This is a genomic window from Manganibacter manganicus, from assembly GCF_002075885.1.
GTDB classification, from domain to species: Bacteria; Pseudomonadota; Alphaproteobacteria; order Rhizobiales; family Rhizobiaceae; genus Mesorhizobium; species Mesorhizobium manganicum.
Genome location: NZ_MDET01000036.1, coordinates 1 through 17,952 on the forward strand (window position 1 = coordinate 1; position 17,952 = coordinate 17,952).

Consider the following 17,952-nt stretch of genomic DNA (forward strand, 5'->3'; position numbering starts at 1 on the left):
GTCTGGCCATACCGGGGTCCCCGCCAGCGACGAGCGCAGCGAGCGAGCTTAAGGGCGGGGCAAGGAGCGTCCCCAAGGCGGCGGCAGGATGCTTCTTTGCGCTGTTCCGGGGCGATCCGGTAACCGGCGCATAAGAAAGGTTCAGCAATCAATTCCATATTTTGGTAGCTTGCCTCCATGAATGTCCGCCAACTCGAAGCCTTCAAAGCAATCATGGAGCTCGGCACCTTTACTGCATCTGCTGTTTCTTGGCGAACCGCTTGCTGATGACGGCGTTCGCCGTAATTGATCAGGCTTGCACTGTTGGAGGCGATGTAGAACTGGAAGTCGCCGATGGCCGTCCGGAACTTGCGCATGTTCGGATAATCAGTTTCGGCGGCTCCGCATCATAAAGCAGATCATCGATCTCCTCACGGGCCCGGTAGGCATTGCCGTGCCAGAGATGCCATTTGATCCTGCGGAGGGTATCAAGCATGTCCTGCCCAGCCTGCTCGTCATGATTTTCGAGGCCTTGGGCGAACTGGCGAAGGACCGTGATGCGCATAGTGATATGGAACCAGTCCGGCACATGCTCGCTTCCCGGCGCGATCATTTCGGCGAGCGAACGGACTTCGTCACCACCATCCGTGATGAAGGTTATATCCTGATTGGCCTGAACGCCCTGCTTTTTGAGGTGGTCGAGGACACGACGCTGCGGCTTGCCGTCGTAGCCATGGACGAAGCCGATATAGCGGAGATCGCCGTCTTCGGGCAGCGATTGGCCGACGATCAGTTCGAAGTTCTTCTTCCGGTCATTGCGGTCCCGGATGTACCCGCCATCAAGGCCGATGACGATACGACCGTCGGGAATTGGCAGGTTCATCCAGTCGCGCGGACAGGAATCCTGCATGAAAGAGACGCGTTCTTCCGTCAATTCCCGCTCGATACGGCTGGCGGCCCGCAGCGCATGCTGCCGGACCGTCGGGGCGTTGGCCCCACTATTGATCGGCAGCACATCGGTCAGCAACTCCGCCGCGGCGGCATAGGGTACAGCGAGGCCCACCGCGTTTCCAGAAAAAGGCGCTCGGGCACGGTGTGACCGGGGATCAGTTCGCGCAGGGGCGAGAACGTTGCAGGGCCGCATCCATCGGCCGACCGTGGCAGATAATAACGTGGGCTTTTCAGGCGCACGTCGCCGAACAGGGTGCGGACGGTAACGGGATAGCTGCCTTTGCTGCGCAGGCGGCGGCCGGCGTGCTCGCGGTTTTCCCGCAGCCAGAGTTCCACCTGCGTCTCCACCATTGCCTGCTGCAATTTCGTAAGAAGGGCTTTGGCCTCGGCCAGCGACAGGCCGAGATCCTCGGCGCCCTTCGTGACCTTCTTAAAATCAGAAACGATTTCGGCCGCGATCGGTTCACCGTCATCATCGATCATTTCCAGTACCAGACACACCCGCATTCCACCTCCCTGCAATGAGTTTTCCAGAAGGGATCTGGCGCAGATGCTCCGGCTTCATATCGGCATCCGTCGCGCCGGCCCGCTGTTCCAGAGCCGGGAGCGCGGCAAGGAAACAACGCCCTACACCTACAGTCGTCGGCGCATCGGTCAGGGCAAGTGGCCAGAAAATCCGGGATCACAAAGCGGGTCTATCCGCACGTGCTGCGTCATACCGTGGCGACGAAACTCGTGTGCTCGGCATGGACATCACCGACGTGCAGCGCTTCCTCGGTCACAAGAATATCGAAACCACCCGTCACTACGCCGAAACCACCGCTGCGACCCTGCGCCGGAAATTCGTTCAGGTCGGGGATCCGGCACAATCGCGGCGATGACGCCGCTCTCCTGGCGGTCGATCTGCTTTCGAAAAGATCGAGGCGCGAGGCGGATCACATCTCCTGATGCATAAGGATCAGATGCTCGCCCTGCCGCAGGCGCTCACTCACTTTTCGGCGCTCAAACGGTTGCCCCAGCCAACTCGCGCGCTCCTCGATCCGCTCGAGTGCGTCACGGAGTTCTTCGGCACGATCAGGACCATCGAATGCTACAAAGGACGTTGCTTCGCTGATTTCCTGCAAGACCTCCGTCGCTGTCTCCAGATCGTTGATCATCTCGTAGCCGAAGGCGTTGTCCTGACGCTACATCCAGCCTTCAGGGCCGCCGCAGTCCTCCTGCGGGCAATTTCCAACCCCTCCGGTGCAGACGGGATGGCGGAATTCGGCGCCGACAGGCCGTCGCCCCTCAAGCCGGACCTCGTGCGCCCACGGAATGTTGAGGTCGTATTCGTAAAGAAACCGGCTGCCCTTGCGCAGCTTCAGATCGCCCAGCCGAATGTCAGGCGATCGCGCGCTCGTCTCCCAGGAGCCGTAACGCGCCGTATGGATGATGAACTGATAAAGGTGGATGCTTTCCCATCCCATGGCGACCTGTAGGACACCGTGAAATTCGCGCAGCGTCATGGTCGATGGCACCTGCACCCGGCGCCACACCATCGGGCTCACGTCCTTCAGCCAGTCGTCGGCGACAGATGAGTTTCCGCCCGTCTTCTTTGCCCCGGTCCGTCTTGCCCTCTTCACACGCTCAAGGCCCCGCCAGATTCCCAATCCCGGTGCAATACCCTGTTCAGGCAGTGCCCCACAATTGCTCATGCTCCCCGTTCTGTCACGGAGAAATGCCCGCAACGCTTAGGAACCAAAGATTACCGCGCGTTGCACCAGGCGGCGCCTGTCGATCGGCGGTCTTTTTGTATCGCAGTCGTTGATCTAGCTGCTGGTTTCTCTGAAGGATCGCGGCGCTCCGTAGGAGCACCGCGTCCGGTGGTCGTTAGCCTCAGCGCGACCAGATCAGGGCGTAATGGATCGGGTTAGCGACAGCATGGCAGTAGCCTGGACGAAAGCTGCTGGCACGTCGCTCCTCAGTACCCGATTGCCGCGCCGGAACTCGCCCGACTGTCGATGGCTCCATAGTAGCGCGCGCCATCACCCGCCTCGATCTCCTTCAGGTTCTTACCCCCGATGAGGATGCCGGCCGCCTCGCCCCAGATCGTCCAGTCTGGATCGATGCCGACGTCATACCCCATGCCGGCCAGCAACCTGAGCGTATCGGGCGACAGCGCATAAGGCTCCATATAGACTTTGTCCGGCAACCATTGGTGATGGATGCGTGGTGCATCGATCGCCTCCTGCAGGCTCATGCCATGGTCGATTACGTTCATGATGGCTTCCAGCGTGATCGTAATGATGCGCGACCCGCCGGGGCTGCCGATCACCATGAACGGCTTGCCATCTTTCGAGACGATGGTCGGGCTCATCGACGACAGCGGCGACTTGCGCGGCTCGATCGCGTTGGCCTCGCCTTGCACCAGTCCGTAGAGGTTCGGCACGCCGGGTTTGATGGTGAAATCGTCCATCTCGTTATTGAGAAGGATGCCGGTTCCCTCGGCCACCTTGCCGATGCCGAAAGAGCCGTTCAGCGTATAGGTGACGGCAACCGCATTGCCGTCCTTGTCGATGATCGAATAGTGCGTGGTTTCTTTCGACTCCGTGCCGCCATTGATCGTCAGGGCTTTACTGACGCCTGCCCGGTACGGATCGATGCGGGAGCGGATTTCCTCGGCATAGGCTTTGCTGGTCAGCCTCGTCACCGGATTTTCCACGAAATCCGGGTCGCCAAGTGCGGTATTCCGGTCGACATAGGCATGGCGCATGGCCTCGACCATCAGCCGTATCGTCTCGGCGGAGCCATAGCCGAGATAGGAGATCGGGTATCCTTCCAGTACGTTGAGGATTTCGCAGATCACCAGCCCGCCGGAGGACGGCGGCGGTGAGGAAACGATGTCATAGCCTCGGTAACTGCATTGCACCGGCGCAAGCTCGCGCACCTTGTATTGTTCAAAATCCTCCTTCGCCAGAATGCCGCCATTGGCTTCACTAGCCTTGACGATAAGGTCGGCGATCTCGCCCTTGTAGAAGGCGCTGCTGCCCTCTTCCGAAATCGCTTTCAGCGACTTGGCAAGATCGGTCTGCACCAATTTTGCGCCAAGTTCGAGCGGCTTGCCGTCCTTCAAGAATATCTTCGCCGCCGCCGGGTCCTTGGCCAGCATGGCGTTGCCGTTAGCGAACGAAGCTATATCGCCCGGCTCAAGCACGAAGCCTTCCGTGGCCAGCTCGATGGCCGGCGCCAGCAGTTCCCCGCGCTCCATGGTGCCATATTTTTCACGAGCCGTTTCGAAGCCGGCAACGGAGCCCGGAGTGCCGATCGCAAGATAGCCGTCGGTGCTGGCACCGTCGATAGGATTGCCGTCCTTGTCGAGATACATGGTCTTGGTGGAGGCAAGCGGCGCCCGCTCGCGAAAGTCTAGAAAAGTCGTCTTTCCGTCCTTTAAGCGAATGGTCATGAACCCGCCGCCGCCGAGATTGCCAGCTGTCGGATAGACGACGGCCAGCGCATAGCCGACCGCAACTGCGGCATCGACAGCGTTACCACCTCTTTTCAACACATCGATGCCGACTTGCGAGGCCAGATGCTGTGCCGTCACCACCATGCCGTTCTGGCCTTCGGCAGGCGCGGGCGATGCCGCGAACGCGGCAGACAGCGTGGTCAGCGCCAGTGTAATGGCCACAAAAAGGGTTCTGAACTGCTGCATATCCTCCTCCCAGATTCTCCCGCTTCAGGACCAAAGGGGTATCGCCCAAGCTTTGACGCGCCATCAAGCGGATGCAAGCAGAAGTTTTCTGAAGTTCCGGGGCAGCAGCTAAGATCACGACCGGCGCGTGATCAGCCGATGCGACCGAAGCAGGGCCCGTAGCCTCCAAGGCGAATTTTCCGGCTTTTGCTACTGCGCCAAAGGCATATCCTGTCGGGATGGCGTCGCCTTAACGGGGTTGGTCCGCAAGAAGACATATCTACGGGCCTTCATATGTTAATTGACATGGTGATCTGCCGCAGGTCGTGGTGGCCTGGGTGCGTTGGCGTTACCTGCGGTTTGCGAAAAAACCTTTGGAATTGTTACGCAGCCACGCGATCGGCTACCCATCGTCCGGCATTGGCGAGAATAAGGTCGGGATCGACAAAGCGGTCACGCAGGGTCTTCTCGTAAAAGGCGCCTTCCTGGACGCGGTCAATTACGCCGGTGTTACCGGTCAGCGTTTGCAACGCATCCTGCAATGCTGCCACAGTCCCGGAGCCTTCATCGAACTGAGCCTTTTTTCGCCAGACCAGGCTCTCAGGCAGCAAGTCGGCACAGGCTTTTCGAAGCAACCATTTCTCGGTGGTAGGGCCGGTCGATTCAATCCTATCAGGATCGGTACGGCGCAATTTCAGTTCTGCCGGGGTTGATTGAGCGAAAGCAATAAGGTCCCGATCAAGGAAGGGCGTTCGCGCTTCAAGCGATTCCGCCATTGAAATCCGATCGACACGTTGCAGGTTGATGTTGTGCATCGTCCCAAGGCTGCGCGTCAATTCGTCCGCCAGGGCGCGCGGATCGTCGACATAGGCATGATGATAGGTATAGCCCGCGAAAAGCTCATCGGCACCCTCTCCTGTCAGCACAGCCTTGACTTGTCGTCGTGCCAGTCTGGCAGCGAACAAGGTCGGAATGGCGCTGCGCACCAGGTCGATATCAGCGCTTTCGAGATGGTAAATCACGTGAGGCAGGTTTTCGACCAGATCATCGCTGGTAAAAACATATTCGTCATGATCGGAGCCGATATGGGCAGCGACCGCTTTGGCTGCGATCAGATCGGGGGAGCCGGCGGTGCCGACGGAAAAGGTTTTCAGCGGTGCCCTACCCGCCTGCTTGAGTTGGCGCTGAGCAATCGCTGCGATGATCGAGCTGTCGAGGCCACCGGAGAGGAATGAACCCACTTCGACATCGGCAACCATCCATTTGGCGACCGCCGCCTCGATCACCAGACGCAATTCACGCGCCGTGGCCTCGACATCGAGGCCGGGTTCCGCCCGCGCTGCACCTTGCGGCATACGATACCATTGGCGCCAGCCATCGCGACTGTCATAAAGTGTGCCGGGCGGAACCGTTTCGATCGTTTGCAGGCCTAGCCCATCGAATGCTTTCAGCTCGGAAGCGAAGGCAAGTCCCTCCCCGATCCGCGCCACATAAAGTGGCTTTATGCCGAGGGGATCGCGGGCGGCGACGATGCGATCGGGCGTGGCGAGAACGAATGCGAACATCCCGTCCAGCCGATCGACCCAGCGTGCAGCCCTGGAGCGGAAGAGATGCAGGATAGTTTCGCTGTCGCTGGCGGTCTGAAAGATGTCCTTGCCGAGGATGGCGCGCAGATCGGCATGATTGTAGATTTCGCCATTGGCGATCAGCATATCAGTACCTTGGATGATGGGTTGTGCACCATCTTGCGGCCCGATGATCGAGAGGCGGCTATGCGCCATGATGACCGGCGCGCCCTTTAGGCTGGTGATCTGCGTTGCATCGGGACCGCGATGCTCGAGTTTCACGATCATCCGTGCGGCCATTTCTTCGTTCCCCACATTCCACAGACAAACCAGACCGCACATAACGCTTCCTTTCTTATTCATATTTCTGGTCGCAACGGTCACATGGCGGGCATGCAAACCCGAAGAACCGATGGATTTGCCGGGGCGAAACAAAAATCCACCTTTGGACCAAGGTGCCCTTGGCGACGCCAGGACTGGAAACAGTGATCAAAACCGCGCGACAATCACGTTGCCCATCCCAAGCACGGTTGGACTTATATAATGATTGGTCAACCGTTGAATTTCAGTCGACGGTGACTGTTTGAAGGCGAGCCAATCAATAGATGTCCGCGATGCCCAATAGCTTTACCTGTCTCGGATGCATTTGCGGAGAGTTCAAATTCGGGGTCACGCGGACGCTGGCGACCGCCAGCTTGGCCTCGGAGAAGCTTCTACCCATCTGCGTCAGCATCGTCTCCACACGGCCAGAAGTTTCAGTTCGCCGGCACCGATCGCCTTTTCGGCCTTGGCACAGCGCCGTGCATACAGCTTGACAAAATCATCGATCATATATGATTTTGAGGAATGAAGTGTATTTTCGTCCTTTTCGATTCCCTTAATCGCAATGTAATCGGTCCATATGGTGGACCGGTCGCCACTCCCAATATGGACCGGCTCGCGGCTCGCGGGTGCGTCTTTGACAATCACTATGCTGGTAGCCTGCCGTGTATTCCCGCGCGTCGGGAAATTCACACTGGGCGGCTGAATTTCCTGCACCGGGGTTGGGGGCCGCTTGAGCCGTTCGACCGATCCTTCGCCGGCGAAATGCGCGAGGCAGGTATCTACAGCCATCTCATCACCGACCACTATCACTATTTCGAGGATGGCGGCTTCGGCTACCACGGCCGTTACGACAGCTACGAGTTCATTCGCGGACAGGAGAAGGACAAGTGGCGCTCGATGATCGAGCCGGGCCTGGCAGCTTACCAGGAGCGCTTCGATCCTTCGCAGAGAGATCTGTCGCTCGATCCAAATGGCAAGACAGCCTACTACGCAAATCACCGACATCTGGCGGTCACAGATAAATTTCCCCTCAACCAATGCCTTGATGCCGCGGTCGATTTTGTCGGCGCACACGCAAAGGTGGACAACTGGTTCCTGCATCTGGAATGCTTTGATCCGCATGAGCCTTTCTTCCTCGATAGCGATCTTGCACTCGCCGACGAGACTGCGCTCGGCGGCAAGATATTCGACTGGCCGGTCTATGGTGAAAACCGGCTCGATGACGCTCGCCTGACGCAGTTGAGGCGGCGTTACGAAGCGCTCGTCCAACGTTGCGATAGCCAGTTGGGCCGCCTCCTCGATGCTCTGGACGCCCATAATTTGTGGGACGACACCGTCGTCATCCTCACCACGGACCACGGACTACTTCTTGGCGAGAAAGAATTCCTGGGCAAGAACCGACCTCCCTTCTTTAACGAGGTCGCGCGCATTCCGCTGTTGGTTGCCGCGCCGGCTTCCATGATGCCGGTCGAGCGCCGTATTCCCGGCCTTACGCAAACGACCGATCTTATGCCGACCTTCCTGGACGTGTTCGGTATCCCCATTCCAGAAGAGGTTGGTGGAAGAAGCCTGCTTTCCTGCCTGTCAGGAGAGACGGACGGTTTGCACGAGGCAGTTCTGTTCGGGCAGTTCGGAGCCGCGCTGAACTTCACCGACGGACGCCATTCTTATTTTCGCTATCCGCTGGAGGAGCAAGAGGACCAACTCTACCAATACACCTTGATGCCCACCCACATGCGCACCTTTTTCGAGCATATCGAATTCGAGGATGCCGAGGTAGTCGACGATCTCTCTTATGCCCGCGGTTTTCCGGTGTGGCGGCTGCGCATGCACCCGGAAGCAAAGGCCAATATGGTAAGGCGCTATCCGCTGCTCGACGCGCAGGACGCGCTGTACGATCTCGAAGCAGATCCGCTGCAGCAAACGCCGTTGTCGCAACCTGAAATCGCGCAGCGATGCCGCGATATGATTGCACGGCTTCTAAGGGAGCATGAAGCGCCGCCGGAAATCTTCACCCGTTTCGGTCTGGAGAAGCAGCCATGCTGAATTCGCGTATATGCCGCGCAGTCTTTGTCGGGCTGACAGCCATCGTCGCCCTGCTGTTCTTTTGGCAAAGCCTGTCCATCCCCGCACCCACTTTCGAGCCGGTGGGAGGGGCAAGGGTTCCGCAGGCAACGGCGATTGCCATTATCCTGCTTGCCGTAATGGCTCTCGCGATGGCCTTAAGCAAGCGCAACGCAGCACAAATTGAAGCCGAGGCCATCAAACCGATCGACTGGCGCGGCGTGCTGTTTGTCATCATCTTCGGAGCCTACGCAGTAGCACTGGCCTCGCGCACGATCGGCCTCGGCTGGCTCACCGCCGCCTTCCTGATCGCCACGCAAGCACTCTTCAGCGAAAAGCGCTTCAGCCCACCTCTGGCAATCATACTGGCGATCAGCGCTTTCGCCCTCGAACTTATCTTCACGAAGGTTTTCATCATCGACGTCACCACGAGCTTCTAGCTCGATCGTTTGCAGGGAGGAAGAAATGAAAACAACAGCAAGAATACTGGGCGTTATCGCCCTGCTGGCATCGTTCATCGGGACGGCGCTCGGTGCCGACTATCCGCAAAAGCCGATCCGCGTGATTGTGCCGCTGGCAGCCGGTGGCGGAAGCGACATCTTTGCGCGCATGCTGCAGCCCGGCCTGCAGCAGGACCTCGGCGTTCCGGTCGTCATCGTCAATGTGCCGGGCGCAGGCACCGCAATCGGCAGCCGTCAGGTGCTGACTGCTGGCTCGGACGGCTACACCGTGCTCCTCAACCACGTTGCGCTCCACAGCCTCTATGCACTGGGCAAGACAGATTTCAGCTACAAGGATTTCGCGGTCGTTGCAGGCACCACGGCGGTGCCGAACATGATCGCGGTACGCGCCGATTCTCCCTATAAATCTCTTGCCGATCTATTCGGCGCCGCCAAGGAGAAGCCAGACAGCATCGTGGCCGGCGTCAATATTGGTGCACCCAATCATCTGTCCATCGCGCTCGCGGCGGCGCGCGGCGGTGGCGCCAAGTTCCGTTATGTGCAGACAGGCGGCGCGACGCAGACCGTGACTGCTTTGCTTGGCGGGCAGGCCGCTGTCGGCGTGCTGACCACAGCAGATGCCGCCCCTTTCCGGGATACCAATGAGCTTCGTTTCATCGCCGTCCTCGATGACGATCGCAATGCGGACTATCCCGATGTTCCAACAGCCAAGGAGCAGGGTGTCGATGTCCGCATGGTGCTCGACTATTACTGGTACATGCCCAAGGGCACGCCACAGGAGCGCATCGACAGGTTCGCCGACGCATTGGAAAAGCTGATGAACGACGAGGCGACCAGGAAGTCCCTCAAAGAGCTTCTGATCGATCCAACTTTCACGCGCGGCAAGGACGCCGAAGCCGCACTCGCCGCAGGTCTCTCCGCCACGCAGGATGCCGCAAAAGCGGCCGGCCTGGGCAAAAAGTAAACCCCGCGAAAGAAGCAGCAGACTGCTTCAGACATCCATGGCCCTGTTCGGTCATGGTTTCGGAGACGCTTCATGTCGGACTATCTGATCCAGGCGCTTTTTGCCGGGCTTGAACCCATGAGGCTTTTTTTCCTCGTGGTGGGAACGGTCATGGGTATCATCGTGGGCGGCATTCCGGGCCTGACCGCCTTGATGCTGATTACACTTACCCTGCCCCTGACCTTCTACATGGGTGACGCCAACGCGCTTTCGCTCCTGATAGGCATGTATGTCGGCGGCATTTCCGGAGGCGCGGTCACGGCGGTCGTTCTCGGTATTCCCGGAACACCGTCCTCCATCTTGACGACGTTCGACGGGCACGCACTGGCCAAATCCGGCAAAGTCGAGAAGGCCCTCGCTTGGGCGGTGTTTTCGTCTTTCGTCGGCAGCATCATATCCTGGCTATTCCTCGCAACTGTCTCCGTACCGCTGGCTCGGCTTGCCCTTAAGTTCGGTCCGTTCGACCTGTTTGGTCTTTGTCTGCTTGCCCTTATGACCATCGTGGCCGTCAGTCGCGGCGACTTCCTCATGGGCCTGATATCAGGCTTCTTCGGCGTGCTGATTGCGATGGTCGGCACGGACCCGATCGGCGGCGACTACCGGCTGACCTTCGGCATATTGGATCTTGCCACCGGCTTCGACGTGCTTCCGGTTCTTGTCGGCTTATTCGCCGGCGGATCGGTCTTGTCGTGGGCGTTTGGACAGGAGGAAAGAGCGACCAAGGATGCGGAGCCCTTCTCCACGCTTTCGATCCCAATCCCGGAACTGATCCGTCATACCTGGTCGCTGATCCGGTCGAGCATCATCGGGGTCGCCGTTGGCATCCTGCCCGGTATCGGCGGCAACATCGGATCGATCATCGCCTATTCGGCGGCGCAAGCGCAGTCACGCGAGCCGGAGACCTTTGGGAAAGGCAACTTAGACGGCATCATTGCTTCGGAAGCGGGCAACAATGCCACCGTCGGCGGCGCGCTTATTCCGCTCATTGCGCTGGGTATTCCCGGCAGCGTCATTGACGCGGTTCTGATCGGGGCGCTCACCATCCACCACATCCAGCCCGGCCCCTATCTTTTCCGCAACAACCCCGAGATTGTCTACGTGATGATCTCGGCTATGCTGCTCGCCAGCATCGTCATGCTTGGTGTAATGTGGTACGGTTCTCAGTTGGTGATCTACCTGACCCGCGTGCGCAGCTCGATCTTGTTTCCCTTCATTGCAGTGTTCAGTGTTCTGGGAAGTTTTGCCCTCGCAAACCGCTGGTTCGATGTTGGCATCATGGCTGCATTCAGCGTGCTGGGTCTTATTATGACCATGGGCCGTGTTCCCGTCGCCCCCTTCGTCATCGGAGTCGTGCTGGGCCCAATCGTCGAGAAATATTACCGTGTCGGGCTTATGGCGACCGGCGGCTCGCATTTGCCGATGCTGACTTCCCCAGTATCGGCACTATGCCTGCTGGCAATTCTGGCATTGCTTTTCTGGCCGATCTATGTTCGCCACAGGGACAAGCCTTAGAATGACGGACAATGCGGTTGTCAAACGACTAGTGGTACGCTCTCGCAACCTGGTGAGCCAACTCAATGACGAGTTGAGAATTCGAATTCAGAGCGGACGGTTCAAGGCCGGGGACCGACTCAACATCAATGCGCTTTCCAAAGAGTTCGGCATCAGTGCCACTCCTATCCGTGAAGCGCTGGCGATGCTAAGTGCCGAAAGGCTGGTCGTCTTCAGGGAAAACGTCGGCTACCGGGTTGCCCCGCCTCCGACCAAGGAGGAATTCATCCAATGGGCGACGGCGCGGGTCCTCATTGAGACACAAAGCCTCTTGCTCAATAAGGAGCCCATCTCGCCGGAAACGATTTCACGGCTTAAAGATGCCAATGCGCGTATCGCCAGCGACGAGGGTTCAGGCGTTACACAGATGACGGAATTTCAGGATGCCAACTGGGAGTTCCACAAGATACTCGTCGGACTTGCAAGGAACGAATTCCTGTCGGCCGCACACGAGACGCTCTATCACGGCAGGCGTTTCTCGCAGATATTCCTGGGTCGCGGTGTCGTCGATCGCAGTCGGATCGTGAGCGAACACCAGGGAATTATTGATGCCCTCGAAACCGGCACGCTGGAAACGGCCAGTAACCGCCTTCGCGAGCATGTCTTGGTCAGCGTTGCCCGCGATAGAAAGTTTGCTTCCGACGCGGGCAAAGAGGACTGCGACGTTGAGTGACTCCAGCAGAGAAATCCTGCTGGAGCCTTTTCTGACGTCAAATGCACGGAAACCAGCCGTTCCGCAGCCGATCTCTGCGGCATTGGCACCCAGCACCAGGCCACTGTGGCAGAGGGCCTGCACCGAGCGCTTAGCCTGACATAGACGCCGTCATCGGCATTAACGATCCCGGTGATCGTGATTGTGATCGCCGTCGGCTTCCTCCAATTCGGCCGCTTGCTGCACGATCCAGTTTTCAAACGTACGGATCAGGGGCGGCGGCTGCTTCGTACGCGGATAGACCAGATAGTAGGCACCCTCCGTCGGCACTCTCAGCCTGCAAGGAGCGATCAGACGCCCGCACGCAGGTCGTCCTCTACAAAAGCGCGCTGCGCCATGACGATGCCGCACTCGTCGATTGCCGCCTGGTAGGCGAGCGCCGAATTCTCGAATTTGACGCCGCTGTTGCCATCGACCGTCGTCACGCCGGCGGCGTGGAGCCAGGCAGGCCAATCATCCGGTCTGTGCATTGAGCAGAGCAGCGCATAGCGGACAAGGTCTTTCGGTTCGACAAAAGGCGGTGAAAGCGGTCTGTCCTTTCCACCCAAAGCGCGGTCATTCGACTGACGACTCGATTCCGGACAGAGCGTCAGCCTCAGCGCTCATTCGAAAGCTGACGGGGCATGATTAAACTGTTGGATTAAAAAGTCGAGGAAGACGCGGATTTTTGGCGCAAGATGCTGGCGTGATGGATAAACCGCGTAGTGTGTGATTTCTGTGGTTGTCCAGTCATCCAGGGCTGATTGCAGCCGCCCGTTTCGCAAATCTTCCTCAACATACGGAAGCGGAATCAGGCTGACGCCGAAACCGCCGCGTAGCGCGTCACGCACCGCCAGGCTCGAAGTTACCGAGTAGCGAGCCTGGACCACAATCCGTTCGGTGCGCCCACCCTTCTTGAATTCCCAGACATCGACATTCCCGCCAAAAAGAAAACGGACGTGGTCCAGCGTCTTCAGATCGGATGGCGTTATCGGCTTTCCATGCAGCTTGAAATAAGCCGGAGCGGCGCACAGCACATGCGGCATCACCGCCAGCTTTCTTGCAATCAGGCTTGAATCTTCGAGATTGCTGCTGCCACGTATCGCAAGATCGAATCCTTCGCGAATGATGTCGACGCGACGGTCATCGAGATGCAGGTCGAGCTTCAGTTCCGGGTAACGCGAAAGAAATTCCGGAACTGCCTCGGAAAACCGCACGAGTGCGGTTGTCATGGGCGCACTCACGCGCAGGGTGCCTGACGGCGACGTCTTGACATGTGAGAGTGCCGTGTCTGCGTCGCTCAACGCATCAAGGCCCCGGGTGACGTGGTCGAGATAGGTCTTTCCCTCTTCGGTCAGCGCCATGCGCCGCGTCGTCCGGTTGATCAGCCGCACCCCGAGATGTGTTTCAAGCTCCGCTACATTCTTGCTGATGGCCGGTGGCGAAAGACCCAGCTTGCGAGATGCTTCCGCAAAGCTGCCCAACTCCGCCACATGCCGAAAGACCTGCAAAGCCGTGAAGCGGTCCATTTCATTATCTTCCAATTGATAAGAGTTTCTTTCATATAGAGCTTATTATCATCCAAAAGTGAATTCTTTATCTCTGATGCAACAGTGTCAGAGGAATTTTCACGATGCTTCATCCAACGATCAACCTTATCGAGCGCCGAGTATCCGCCAATCAATTCGATACGTCGCACCATCTCACGGACGCCGAAATTGAAGAACTCGTTCGCCTCGCGACGCGCGCGCCGACGGCGTACAATTTACAAAACTGGCGCTTCATCGCGGCCCGAACATCGGACGCGAAGGCAAAATTGCGCGAACTCGCCTACGGCCAGGTCAAGGTTTCCGAGGCTGCCGTCACATTCATCATTTGCGGGCAATCGCCCGACCACACGGCTCTTGCCGACCGGCTGCGGCCGTTCATCGAAGCCGGGCATATGCAACGAGACATGGCTTCGGCATGGCAGGAGAACGTAAGGGCGCAATACGCCGAACCTCGAGCAGCTCGCGATGAGGCGATACGCTCGGCCACCCTTGGCGCGGCGACGCTCATGTATGCCGCCGAAGCCATGAATCTCGCGTCCGGACTTATGGGCGGTTTCGATGCCGACGCCGTGACTCGGGAATTCGCCCTCGCTCAAAATGAGACACCAGTGATGCTTCTCGCTGTCGGCCGCGCCGCACCGGGCAACTGGCCGCAGAAGCCACGTCAGCCACTCTCCGAGGTCCTGCAGTTGTCATGAAAACGAATATCTCCGACCTCTCGCTGACGGCGATTGCACCCGTCATATGGGGCAGCACCTATCTTGTGACGACAGAATTCTTGCAGGGATTTTCTCCCATGACGGTTGCCATGCTGCGAGCGTTGCCCGCAGGCTTGCTGCTGCTGATGATTGTGCGGAAATTGCCGACTGGGATCTGGTGGCTGCGCACGTTCGTGCTTGGCGCTCTCAACATCTCGATTTTCCTGAGCATGCTGTTCGTCGCTGCTTACCGGCTTCCCGGAGGCGTTGCCGGCACCGTGCTTTCGGCGCAACCCCTGATCGTCGTCTTTCTGGCTTCCTTTCTGCTTTCCAGCCCTGTTCGCCCATCCACGATCATTGGTGCCCTTGTCGGGATGGGTGGCGTCGCCCTACTAGTTTTGACGCCCAGCGCCGCGCTCGACGCTATCGGTGTTGCGGCTGGCCTTGCCGGCGCGACATCCATGGCACTCGGGAGTATTTTGGCGCGCAGATGGGGGTCTCCGGTATCGCCGCTGACCTTTACAGCATGGCAACTGACAGCCGGTGGCTTGCTTTTGCTTCCCGTTGTTCTGCTCCCAGGACATTTCATCCCGGTTCCGACGGCATCCAACCTTCTAGGGCTGGTATGGCTCGGCCTGATCGGCGCGGCTATCACCTATGCTCTCTGGTTTCGAGGCATCGGGCGATTGGCCCCGTCGGTCGTATCATCGCTCTTGTTTCTCAGTCCGCTTACGGCGGTGCTGCTTGGATGGAGCTTCCTCGGACAAACGCTGAGCCTGCTTCAGATTTCCGGTATCGCATTGGTTGTCGGTAGCATCTGGCTTAGCCAGCGAGCGAACGGTTGAATCCGCGGCACGACGGCCTGCTCATTACGTGGGAGCGCGAAGCCATCTGGCTGTTCAGGGGCCGTCGAACGAACCCGCTGCGCGGGAAGGCGCGTGCGACTGAGGTAGAAGGTACAGGGCGACCATCGCGCTCTGCATTGAGCGTCGCTCGGCGCGGGCAGAGCATGACGGGCTTCTTCAACAAGGAGCCTGACCATGCACAACCAACCGAACTCGCCCACGATCAGCCCGCTTCGTCAACGCCTGATCGACGACATGAACCTGCGCCACTTCGGGCACGAGACCCAACGCAACTATCTCCGCGACATCGGACGGCTTGCCAGCTTTCTCGGGCGGTCTCCCGATACGGCGTCAGCGGATGATCTGCGCCGCTTCCAGATATGGCAGCAAAGCGAGGGTGTCCCGGTGCCGACGATGAACAGCGTTGTGTCAGCGCTGCGGTTCTTCTTCAATACCACGGTTGATCGCCCTGATCTTGCCCGCCGCCTCGTGCGGCTGGCGCAGCCGCGCAAACTGCCGGTGGTTCTGAGCCGTCAGGAAGTGACGCGCCTGCTCGACGCCACGACCTGTCTCAAGCATCAGGCGGCGCTGGCCGTTGCCTATGGCTCGGGACTGCGCGTCTCCGAGGTCGCTTCGCTCAAGGTCGCTGACGTCGACAGCGAGCGCATGCTCCTGCGAGTGGAGCGCGGCAAGGGCGGGCGTGGACGCAACGCCATGCTGTCAGAGGATCTGCTCACGCTTTTGCGTCAATGGTGGCAAGTCGGCCACCGGCAGGGCGTCATGCGGCGGGACGGCTGGCTCTTTCCGGGCATCAACACGCTGAGGCCCATCAGCACACGCCAACTTCACCGCGTCGTGGTCGAAGCCGCAAGGAAGGCCGACGTCGACAAGCGGGTCGGATTGCATACGCTGCGCCATTCGTTTGCCACCCACCTTCTGGAAGACGGCGTCGATATCCGCGTCATTCAGGTGCTACTCGGTCACGCCAAGCTGAACAACACGGCTCTCTACACCAAGGTTGCGACACGTACCGTGCGCTCGGTGACAAGTCCGCTCGATCGGCTTGGCTTGTTCAAAATGGAAGAGTCTGCGCCCGACAGCTGAGCCGTGCGGGCCTCGCTTGAGGTCGCCGATATCTTCCATGCTGCTGGTCCTGCCTATCGGATCTCCCATGCCGGACATCTGAGCCTCGACCAGTTGAAGGTGATGTCGGCGATCGAGAACTGCCGCACCGCGGCCCTTGGTGGGCATGTCGAAGCCTGCGAGGACTGCGGCCAGTGGCGGATTGCCTACAACTCCTGCCGTAACCGGCACTGCCCGAAGTGCCAGGGCGCTGCTGCGCGGGCATGGCTCGCCGAGCGCGAGACCGATCTGTTGCCTGTCGGTTACTTCCACGTCGTGTTCACGCTGCCGGCCGAAGTCGCCGACATCGCCTTCCAGAACAAGACGGCTGTCTATGACCTGCTGTTCAAGGCGGCGTCGGAGACGATGCTGACGATTGCCGCCGATCCAAAACACCTCGGCGCGCGCATCGGCATCACCGCCGTGCTCCACACATGGGGCTCGGCGATGACGCACCATCCGCACGTGCACATGATCGTGCCGGGCGGGGGCATCGCGCCGGACGGAAGCCGATGGATCAACTCACGTCCGGCCTTCCTGCTTCCGGTGCGCGTGCTCGGCAAGCTGTTCCGCCGCCTATTCCTCTCCCGGTTGGTCGCGCTGCACGACGCTGGCCGGCTCGCCGTCTTCGGATCGCTGGCGCACCTGGCCCAGCGCCGAGCCTTCCTGCGCCACCTTGCTCCTGTCAGGAATAAGCGCTGGGTCGTCTATGCCAAGGCGCCGTTCGCCGGCCCGGAGGCGGTGCTCGCCTACCTGTCGCGCTACACCCACCGTGTGGCGATCTCGAACAGCCGCCTCATCGCCATCGATGAGAGAGGCGTCACCTTCCGATACAAGGACTATCGCCGCAATGGCGCGGACCGGCAGCAGGTGATGACGCTCGCGGCTGATGAGTTCATCCGCCGCTTCCTGATCCATGTCCTGCCGCGCGGCTTCCACCGCATCCGGCACTACGGCCTGCTCGCTGGCTCCGCCCGCAAGGCCAGTCTCGCGCTCGCCCGCGAACTCCTGGATGTCGCCGCGCCGCCTGACGACGACACATCAGGCGTGCCGGACGACTTCCGGCCGCCATGCCGCTGCTGTGGCGGGCGCATGATCATCATCGAGACGTTCGAACGCTTTAGGCAGCCACGCGGGCCGCCCGATACAACCGCCACGAACCGGGAGAAAGCTCCATGATCCGGCATGGCATGGTCGATCCTTCAGCCGCAGGCGCCCCGCCTCCGGTAACGGACCCGCCCGCGTCTATCGCCAATCTCGCCGCCGACATGGCTCCGTCCGAACCAGTTCCGGGCCGCCAATACCGCGCGAAGGAGCAACGAAGCGGCCTGTCTGCATCCACCTCAGCGCTTTCCCGCGGCATTAGCATCATCACCGACATCGGCCGCAGATCGAAATCCCCATAGCCGTCGACTGTGCCCCGCGGGTTCCTTCCTCGGGGACTTTCGTACGCCTGCCGGCGCCCGAAACTCTTCACG

Annotated in this window: 17 protein-coding genes and 1 pseudogene; 10 read left to right on the forward strand and 8 right to left on the reverse strand. The window is 59.6% G+C overall.

The window, feature by feature from the left end:
- Window positions 1-232: 232 nt before the first annotated feature.
- Window positions 233-1,437: pseudogene (locus BFN67_RS18550) on the reverse strand (ISKra4 family transposase); the annotation flags it as partial.
- Between the two features lie 239 nt (window positions 1,438-1,676).
- Between BFN67_RS18550 and BFN67_RS25100 the strand changes: the two are divergent.
- On the forward strand, window positions 1,677-1,811 hold the full coding sequence (locus tag BFN67_RS25100; RefSeq protein WP_280951341.1) for a hypothetical protein: 135 nt from the start codon (window positions 1,677-1,679) through the stop codon (window positions 1,809-1,811).
- A 54-nt stretch (window positions 1,812-1,865) separates the two neighbouring features.
- Here BFN67_RS25100 and BFN67_RS24950 read toward each other — a convergent pair whose 3' ends face one another.
- The 4 genes from BFN67_RS24950 to asnB all read right to left on the reverse strand — a co-directional run bounded on the left by BFN67_RS24950 (window position 1,866) and on the right by asnB (window position 6,465).
- Window positions 1,866-2,087, reverse strand: a complete 222-nt coding sequence (locus tag BFN67_RS24950; RefSeq protein ID WP_245295334.1) for a hypothetical protein — start codon at window positions 2,085-2,087, stop codon at window positions 1,866-1,868.
- Between the two features lie 27 nt (window positions 2,088-2,114).
- Entirely contained in the window at window positions 2,115-2,624 is a 510-nt protein-coding gene (locus BFN67_RS18555; RefSeq protein WP_245295335.1) for a plasmid pRiA4b ORF-3 family protein, read from the reverse strand.
- A gap of 266 nt (window positions 2,625-2,890) precedes the next feature.
- On the reverse strand, window positions 2,891-4,621 hold the full coding sequence (gene ggt, locus BFN67_RS18560; RefSeq protein WP_080921027.1) for a gamma-glutamyltransferase: 1,731 nt from the start codon (window positions 4,619-4,621) through the stop codon (window positions 2,891-2,893).
- A 362-nt stretch (window positions 4,622-4,983) separates the two neighbouring features.
- Window positions 4,984-6,465, reverse strand: a complete 1,482-nt coding sequence (asnB, locus tag BFN67_RS18565) for an asparagine synthase (glutamine-hydrolyzing) (RefSeq protein ID WP_245295336.1) — start codon at window positions 6,463-6,465, stop codon at window positions 4,984-4,986.
- 546 nt (window positions 6,466-7,011) lie between these two features.
- Between asnB and BFN67_RS18570 the strand changes: the two genes are divergently transcribed.
- The 5 genes from BFN67_RS18570 (at window position 7,012) to BFN67_RS18590 (ending at window position 12,241) form a co-directional block, all read left to right on the forward strand.
- Entirely contained in the window at window positions 7,012-8,535 is a 1,524-nt protein-coding gene (locus tag BFN67_RS18570) for a sulfatase (protein WP_080921028.1), read from the forward strand.
- Entirely contained in the window at window positions 8,529-8,993 is a 465-nt protein-coding gene (locus BFN67_RS18575) for a tripartite tricarboxylate transporter TctB family protein (RefSeq protein WP_080921029.1), read from the forward strand. The genes BFN67_RS18570 and BFN67_RS18575 overlap by 7 nt, the downstream gene beginning before the upstream one ends.
- Before the next feature lie 25 nt (window positions 8,994-9,018).
- A complete protein-coding gene (locus tag BFN67_RS18580; RefSeq protein WP_080921030.1) occupies window positions 9,019-9,978 on the forward strand; it encodes a Bug family tripartite tricarboxylate transporter substrate binding protein in 960 nt (319 codons plus the stop codon).
- 72 nt (window positions 9,979-10,050) lie between these two features.
- A complete protein-coding gene (locus tag BFN67_RS18585) occupies window positions 10,051-11,529 on the forward strand; it encodes a tripartite tricarboxylate transporter permease (protein WP_080921031.1) in 1,479 nt (492 codons plus the stop codon).
- Window position 11,530: 1 nt separating this feature from the next.
- Window positions 11,531-12,241, forward strand: a complete 711-nt coding sequence (locus BFN67_RS18590) for a GntR family transcriptional regulator (protein ID WP_158083535.1) — start codon at window positions 11,531-11,533, stop codon at window positions 12,239-12,241.
- 159 nt (window positions 12,242-12,400) lie between these two features.
- Here the strand turns inward: BFN67_RS18590 and BFN67_RS24400 are convergent, their stop codons facing one another.
- The 3 genes from BFN67_RS24400 to BFN67_RS18600 form a co-directional block, all read right to left on the reverse strand.
- Entirely contained in the window at window positions 12,401-12,550 is a 150-nt protein-coding gene (locus BFN67_RS24400) for a hypothetical protein (protein WP_158083536.1), read from the reverse strand.
- Between the two features lie 20 nt (window positions 12,551-12,570).
- Window positions 12,571-12,750, reverse strand: a complete 180-nt coding sequence (locus BFN67_RS18595; RefSeq protein WP_139789249.1) for a type 2 periplasmic-binding domain-containing protein — start codon at window positions 12,748-12,750, stop codon at window positions 12,571-12,573.
- Window positions 12,751-12,882: 132 nt separating this feature from the next.
- Window positions 12,883-13,788, reverse strand: coding sequence for a LysR family transcriptional regulator (locus BFN67_RS18600; protein WP_080921034.1), 906 nt, complete (start codon window positions 13,786-13,788; stop codon window positions 12,883-12,885).
- Window positions 13,789-13,892: 104 nt separating this feature from the next.
- On the opposite strand from BFN67_RS18600, the gene BFN67_RS18605 reads away from it, so the two are divergent.
- From BFN67_RS18605 to BFN67_RS18620, 4 genes are all read left to right on the forward strand, one after another.
- The gene (locus tag BFN67_RS18605; RefSeq protein WP_080921035.1) at window positions 13,893-14,507 is read left to right on the forward strand and encodes a nitroreductase family protein; all 615 of its coding nucleotides are present in this window, start codon (window positions 13,893-13,895) and stop codon (window positions 14,505-14,507) included.
- On the forward strand, window positions 14,504-15,352 hold the full coding sequence (locus tag BFN67_RS18610; protein WP_080921036.1) for an EamA family transporter: 849 nt from the start codon (window positions 14,504-14,506) through the stop codon (window positions 15,350-15,352). Before BFN67_RS18605 ends, BFN67_RS18610 begins: the two co-directional genes overlap by 4 nt.
- A gap of 195 nt (window positions 15,353-15,547) precedes the next feature.
- Entirely contained in the window at window positions 15,548-16,456 is a 909-nt protein-coding gene (locus BFN67_RS18615) for a tyrosine-type recombinase/integrase (RefSeq protein WP_080919264.1), read from the forward strand.
- Between the two features lie 3 nt (window positions 16,457-16,459).
- Window positions 16,460-17,653 carry an IS91 family transposase gene (locus BFN67_RS18620; RefSeq protein ID WP_080919263.1) on the forward strand — a complete coding sequence of 398 codons (1,194 nt, stop codon included), beginning with the start codon at window positions 16,460-16,462 and terminating at the stop codon, window positions 17,651-17,653.
- Window positions 17,654-17,952: the final 299 nt, after the last annotated feature.

What these genes read in the sequence shown, in the direction of transcription:
- BFN67_RS18555 (WP_245295335.1), bottom strand. Translation starts at nt 2,624, where the DNA reads ATGAGCAATTGTGGGGCACTGCCTGAACAGGGTATTGCACCGGGATTG.
- BFN67_RS18570 (WP_080921028.1), top strand. Translation starts at nt 7,012, where the DNA reads ATGAAGTGTATTTTCGTCCTTTTCGATTCCCTTAATCGCAATGTAATC.
- BFN67_RS25100 (WP_280951341.1), top strand. Translation starts at nt 1,677, where the DNA reads ATGGACATCACCGACGTGCAGCGCTTCCTCGGTCACAAGAATATCGAA.
- BFN67_RS18615 (WP_080919264.1), top strand. Translation starts at nt 15,548, where the DNA reads ATGCACAACCAACCGAACTCGCCCACGATCAGCCCGCTTCGTCAACGC.
- BFN67_RS18585 (WP_080921031.1), top strand. Translation starts at nt 10,051, where the DNA reads ATGTCGGACTATCTGATCCAGGCGCTTTTTGCCGGGCTTGAACCCATG.
- BFN67_RS18610 (WP_080921036.1), top strand. Translation starts at nt 14,504, where the DNA reads ATGAAAACGAATATCTCCGACCTCTCGCTGACGGCGATTGCACCCGTC.
- BFN67_RS18595 (WP_139789249.1), bottom strand. Translation starts at nt 12,750, where the DNA reads ATGCACAGACCGGATGATTGGCCTGCCTGGCTCCACGCCGCCGGCGTG.
- BFN67_RS18575 (WP_080921029.1), top strand. Translation starts at nt 8,529, where the DNA reads ATGCTGAATTCGCGTATATGCCGCGCAGTCTTTGTCGGGCTGACAGCC.
- BFN67_RS18605 (WP_080921035.1), top strand. Translation starts at nt 13,893, where the DNA reads ATGCTTCATCCAACGATCAACCTTATCGAGCGCCGAGTATCCGCCAAT.
- BFN67_RS18580 (WP_080921030.1), top strand. Translation starts at nt 9,019, where the DNA reads ATGAAAACAACAGCAAGAATACTGGGCGTTATCGCCCTGCTGGCATCG.
- ggt (WP_080921027.1), bottom strand. Translation starts at nt 4,621, where the DNA reads ATGCAGCAGTTCAGAACCCTTTTTGTGGCCATTACACTGGCGCTGACC.
- BFN67_RS24950 (WP_245295334.1), bottom strand. Translation starts at nt 2,087, where the DNA reads ATGATCAACGATCTGGAGACAGCGACGGAGGTCTTGCAGGAAATCAGC.
- BFN67_RS18590 (WP_158083535.1), top strand. Translation starts at nt 11,531, where the DNA reads ATGACGGACAATGCGGTTGTCAAACGACTAGTGGTACGCTCTCGCAAC.
- BFN67_RS18600 (WP_080921034.1), bottom strand. Translation starts at nt 13,788, where the DNA reads ATGGACCGCTTCACGGCTTTGCAGGTCTTTCGGCATGTGGCGGAGTTG.
- asnB (WP_245295336.1), bottom strand. Translation starts at nt 6,465, where the DNA reads ATGGCCGCACGGATGATCGTGAAACTCGAGCATCGCGGTCCCGATGCA.